The sequence below is a fragment of the Streptomyces sp. NPDC058291 genome (genome assembly GCF_042880855.1).
Taxonomy (GTDB): domain Bacteria; phylum Actinomycetota; class Actinomycetes; order Streptomycetales; family Streptomycetaceae; genus Streptomyces.
On record NZ_JBHVYK010000038.1, the window covers coordinates 11873 to 16907 of the forward strand.

Here is a 5035-nt window from a genome sequence, read left to right on the forward strand (position 1 = left end):
CCCGCCGGGCTCCTGCCGGGGGGGCGCCCGGGCGCCAACAACTGGGGTGGCCCGGGCCCCTTTTTCGGGCCACCCGCCCCTCCAGTGTGTCCTGCGTTCTACGGCTTCGGGGCGTGTAGTGCCTTGTTCCGGATCGCGGTGGCCTTCTTGATGATGGCCTCGCGGACCCTGGCGCACTCGGCTGCCTCGAGGGCGTCCTTGAGCGTCGCCAGGTGCTCGGGGACGATCTCCGCATCCTCGATGTCATCCTCGTTGGATCCGTCGGCGGTTCCCGCGGTCTCGGATCCCCCGGCCGGCTTCTCCGCGTCCTCATCTTCGTTCTCGGGCGCTTCAATTGAAGCGCTCTTGTTCGATTCCGATTCGAAGGAAGGCGCTTCAATTGAAGCGTTTCCCACTCCGAGGGCGCGGCGGGTGGTCTGCTCGATCACCGCTCGCACCAGTCCCGCCCCTCCCTCGATTTCAACCTGTAGGTCAGTACGTCGCCAAGACAGCGTCCACGCGCGCACGGATGGTCTCCACGATCGTCTGGTACTTCGGCGCGTCCTTCTTCCGGTGGTGCAGCGTGGGGTAGTCGAAGGTGGTGAACCGCAGCTCGATCAAACCCGTGCGGGCTTCGTCGTCTAGGCGGATCCAGTTCTTCATCTCGTGCGGCGGATAGATCGCATCGAGGTGGTCGGCCCGAGATACCGGCAAGCCGAACTCTGGGTCGGTCAGCGCGTCGACCAGCTCCTGCTTCCGGTACGGGATGCCGGTCCGGTGATCGAGGTCCAGGCACCAGCGCACCGGGTCTGGGCTGTCGTAGCCGCGGATCCCGAGGCCTCTGTAGCCGCTGACGTGGTCGGCGGGCGTGATCGTGTGAAAGAGAGCGAGGCGGCGCAGCAGGCCGCTGCTGCACCATGCGCCGGCCTGGAAGTTGTGCGACCACTCCCCCGTGTTCCAGCGCTGCTCGAAGGCCAGTTCTTCATCGGACCAGTGATCCGGTCCCTTCCACAGCGGCCGCCATGCGGCCTCCTCGAGGAGGATGTCGAGCGCTTCCGTCTCCACTCGCTTCCAGACGCTGGCAGGCAGGCCAGTGAGCCATGCCGACGTCGCCCGGCAGGACTGGTGGATCTGGATGCCGTCCCTCGTGCGCTGCCAGATTCGCAGGCCGGGCATGCCGTGGACCTCGCCGCCGGGCTCGTACGACGGGAGGATCGTGTGGAGGATCTCGCGTGCGCGCTGTTCGCTCTCCACTTCTAGTTCGATGCTGTCGCTGCTGGGGCGTACGCGGCGGATCCCGAAGGGGTAGGCGGTGAAGTCGCTGCGGGAGTCGAGGACCTGGTAGAAGAGGTCCGCCTCGAAGCGGAGCTGTTCTCCCGTCGCGGCGGGGATCGGCGGCTGGGCGGGGCGCAGCTGTGAGCGGGCCTGGTCGTAGGTCTCGTTGGTGTAGAGGCGCCGCTGGGAGGCGAGGCGGCTGATCCGGTCACGACGCATCAGGGGGTCCTGTTCCCCGTACCGTTCGGCCCGCCGGTACGGCGATGGAGCCGATCCCGAGTGTCTGCTGCGTGTGACGCCGCGGCGTGAAGCTGAGCTCCTTCGCTCCCGCTGCGGGACGCTCATGGGCCGAAGCGTCCTGGGGAACGCAGCCCAACCGCGGCCGCATGCACAGAGGGTAGAGGTAGCTCTGTGTCGCTGCGGGCATCGCGTGCGGCGTGGGCGTGTCGCTGCGTCCTCCGTGGCTATGGCTTCGCCCGATGTGATGGTCATGGCGTGGGATTGCTCCGAGGCAGGTTCCGCCTAGTAAAGTTCGGCCGCATGAGCATCCCTAGCCCCCGGGGAGAGCGAGAGAAGCTAATTACAGCCCTCACTCCCCAGTTGCGCAGGCACTTGAAAATCCGCGCCTTTGAGCACGGAATGGACATCCAGGACGCGGCCGAACACGCCATCAAGGCCTGGTACGAAGCTGACGGTCTCCCCGAGGTGAAGACCGACGGCGCCAAGACCTGGGGAACGTTTCTCCCCGTCGGCGAGCCCGACAACTTCAAGGGGGTGTGCTCGGACCGAGGCGTCACCTACGTGCAGGGGCTGGCGCAGGCCCTGACATTGTGGCTCGACAACCACCCCTCCCCCTCCGCTCCGTTGGTGTCGCAGCCGGTCGTGCGCGTCATAGTGGCCAACCAGAAGGGCGGCGTCGGCAAGACGTTCATCTCTTCCGGCATTGCCCAGGCTCTCGCGGAGGCCGGCCGTCGCGTCCTGATCATCGACTACGACCCACAAGGGCACCTCACCGCCGAGCTCGGCTTCGAAGACCTCATGTACGAGGACGACGTTGAGACGCTGATGATGCACATGGACGGCACCGCGAAGGGCGACATCCACGACCTGCTGGTCGCCCTGGACCAGAAGCGCTTCGGTGAGCGGCTGCATCTGCTTCCCGCGTCCGACGACGCGTTCCTCAGGGACGTCGCCCTGTCCAAGGTGAGCTTCAGCGAGGCTGCCCTGGAACGCGCCCTGGAACCGCTCGAAGAGGACTACGACGTCATCATCATCGACGGGCCGCCCAGCCTCGGCCTGAACATGGACACTGCCCTGTACTACGTACGCCGCCGCGAAGGTGAACTCGCCGACCGATCAGGTGTCATCACCCCGGTCTGGGCCAACAAGGCATCCCACCGCGCCTTCCGCCTGCTGAAGTCCCAGAAGGACGACCTGTGCAAGAAGGGTCGGATCCAGGTCGACTACCTGGGTCTGATCATCAACGCGTACGACAGCCGCCGCGGCAAGCTCGTGAAAGAGAACAAGGATGAGTGGGAGAAGAGCAGTTCCCCCGCCGTTCTGGCGGTGATCGGTGACCTGAAGGAAGGCCGCGAGGCCGCTGACGGCGAGATCCCGCTGCTTGAGTACGCACCGGACAGCGAACACGCGCAGGCGATGCGCGACCTGGCGAAGGAACTGGCGGTATGAGGAACACCAGTAAGAAGGCCGGCCAGCAGCGGGTCACACGCGGCTTCAACATTGACGAGAACGGGCCAGACGGAGAGCAGGAAGCACCCCGTCGCGTCCGGACCCGCTCACAGATCATGAACGGGGAAGGCAAGAGGCCGCCAGCCTCGGTGAAGCTGGCACTGCTGGCGCACAACCCGTTCAACCCGCGCGAAGAACTCACCAACCTCGAAGAGACCGCGGACTCGTTGCGGGCCAAGGGGCAGATCCAGCCGGTCACCGTGGCGCGGCGAGCTGCCTTCCTGACGGCGCACCCTGGGCAAGAAGACGCGCTCGCTGAAGCCGAGTACGTCGTCATCGACGGCAACCGGCGTCTGGCTGCCGCGCATCTGGCCGGGCTCGAAGAGCTGCGGATCGACGTCAACGACGAACTTGCGGCAAGTGCGGCGGATCTCCTGGAGTCCGCGCTGATCGCCAACATCCACCGCGAGGATGTGGCGCCTTTGGACCAGGCGAAGGCGATCCAGGATCTCGTGAAGGTTCATGGATCGCAGGGCGAGGTGGCACGGCGGCTGGGGAAGACACCGCCTTGGGTGTCGCAGCGTCTGGCGCTCCTGGAGCTCACGCCCGATCTCCAGGAGCAGGTGGAGACGGGTGAGCTGAAGGTGGAACCGGCTCGCCGGATCGGCCGGCTCCCCAAGGCGCAGCAGGCGGGCGAGGCGAAGAAGGTCATCGAGGCCGCGAAGGCCCCTCGCCAGCGGCGCAGGCCTGCGGTGGAACAGACCGGCGAGGCCTCAACCGTTAACGCCGTTGATACCCCCGAGGGCGGGGTGTCGGCAGGCTCCCCCACCCCGCCGACCGTTAACGCCGTTAATACCCAGGAGGCGCAGGCCCCTAAGAGCGCGGCGCAGTCCGAGGCTGATCAGCCGGACCAACTGTCGTACGGCGATGCGCTCTCGGTGGTCACCCAGCTGCACCTGAAGATGGAGCCGGCAGCCTTCGCTGACGGCGCTCGCGTATGGCTGAGGATCCTGCGCGAGCAGCACCCGGACGCGTACGCCACGCTGCTCCAGGAGCTGACCCAGCACGAGCAGCAGCCTGCCTGAGTTCCCAATAACCCCAGAACACACAAAGAGGCCCTGCCCCCGCCCGGTGTGAACCGGTTGGGGGCAGGGCCTCTTTGTGGGGTGTCGTCTATGCGGTGGGCTGGGAGACGGCGAGCAGGTCGTGTCCGTAGGCCTTCATCCAGGCCTGGCAGAGGTGGTGGTCGGGGTTGGTGGGCGGGGTGGGCCAGATCCGGCGCCAGGTCGGGCGACGGCCTTCCATGGCCACCTGATCGAGTCGGTCGTGGTCGGCGCCGTCTCCGGCGGGCCAGTGCTCCAGCAGGACCAGGGGGCCGGGGAAGCGGGTGGTGAGTGCGGCCCAGATCTCCCCCGCGCTGTTCGTGGTGGAGGCTCCCAGGCCGGTCTCGGTGACGACCGCGACGTGGCCGTTTTCTCCGGCCCACCACACCCGCAGGTGGGCGATGCCGCCGCCGGCCGTGCACGCGGACCGGTACGGCCAGGCGCGTTCGTCGCAGACGAGGGCGGTGCGGGCGTCGGCCACCGGGGGCAGCGGCGGGAACGGGGTGACCGGGTCCATGGGCGTCTCCGGGGAGTCGGTCACGGCTGCTCCGTGTACCGGATGGGCTTGCCGAGGCTGCGCGCGTAGTCGATCTCGCGGGCGGTGCTGGCGCCAATGTAGCCGTCGGGGTTGACGACCAGGACCTCGTCCGCCATGTCGATTTTGCGCAGGTGGAGGGTGTCCAGGACTCGCTTGAGCCGGTCGGCCTGCTGCTGGTCGGCCCACAGGGGGTGGGGCTCCTTGAGGTTGCAGCCGGGGGCGAGGACGACGCGGCCGGCCGCGGTCTCGTACAGGTTGGCTTCGGCGAGCTTGTCCCAGCGGGCGGTGGAGCCGCACAGGACGACGATGGTGGGACGCGCCGAAGCGCTGACGGGCTGGGGCACAGATGTCCTTCCGGGTGGGGCACCGGGGTGGCCGGACTCGGGGTCGGCGGCCGCCCCGGGCGCTGCAGGGATGGGCGGGGGTCAGGCGGTGGTGGCCGCGGGGGCCG

General features: G+C 67.7%; 6 protein-coding genes. 2 read left to right on the forward strand and 4 right to left on the reverse strand.

The genetic code is table 11. The annotated features are described in order from the left end of the window. Window positions 1-98: 98 nt before the first annotated feature. On the reverse strand, window positions 99-428 hold the full coding sequence (locus tag ACFVYK_RS20175) for a hypothetical protein (RefSeq protein WP_389775682.1): 330 nt from the start codon (window positions 426-428) through the stop codon (window positions 99-101). A 43-nt stretch (window positions 429-471) separates the two neighbouring features. Further along, a complete protein-coding gene (locus tag ACFVYK_RS20180) occupies window positions 472-1473 on the reverse strand; it encodes a hypothetical protein (protein WP_389775684.1) in 1002 nt (333 codons plus the stop codon). Window positions 1474-1794: 321 nt separating this feature from the next. Here ACFVYK_RS20180 and ACFVYK_RS20185 point away from each other — a divergent pair, with 321 nt between their 5' ends. Next, window positions 1795-2943: a ParA family protein gene (locus ACFVYK_RS20185; RefSeq protein WP_389775687.1), complete on the forward strand. Its 1149-nt coding sequence runs from the start codon at window positions 1795-1797 to the stop codon at window positions 2941-2943. Continuing rightward, window positions 2940-4028, forward strand: coding sequence for a ParB/RepB/Spo0J family partition protein (locus ACFVYK_RS20190; protein WP_389775689.1), 1089 nt, complete (start codon window positions 2940-2942; stop codon window positions 4026-4028). The genes ACFVYK_RS20185 and ACFVYK_RS20190 overlap by 4 nt, the downstream gene beginning before the upstream one ends. Before the next feature lie 88 nt (window positions 4029-4116). Here the strand turns inward: ACFVYK_RS20190 and ACFVYK_RS20195 are convergent, their stop codons facing one another. Together ACFVYK_RS20195 and ACFVYK_RS20200 are read right to left on the reverse strand one after the other, a co-directional pair. Then, window positions 4117-4587: a hypothetical protein gene (locus ACFVYK_RS20195; protein WP_389775692.1), complete on the reverse strand. Its 471-nt coding sequence runs from the start codon at window positions 4585-4587 to the stop codon at window positions 4117-4119. Further along, window positions 4584-4928, reverse strand: coding sequence for a hypothetical protein (locus tag ACFVYK_RS20200; protein WP_389775694.1), 345 nt, complete (start codon window positions 4926-4928; stop codon window positions 4584-4586). Before ACFVYK_RS20200 ends, ACFVYK_RS20195 begins: the two co-directional genes overlap by 4 nt. Between the last annotated feature and the right edge of the window lie 107 nt (window positions 4929-5035).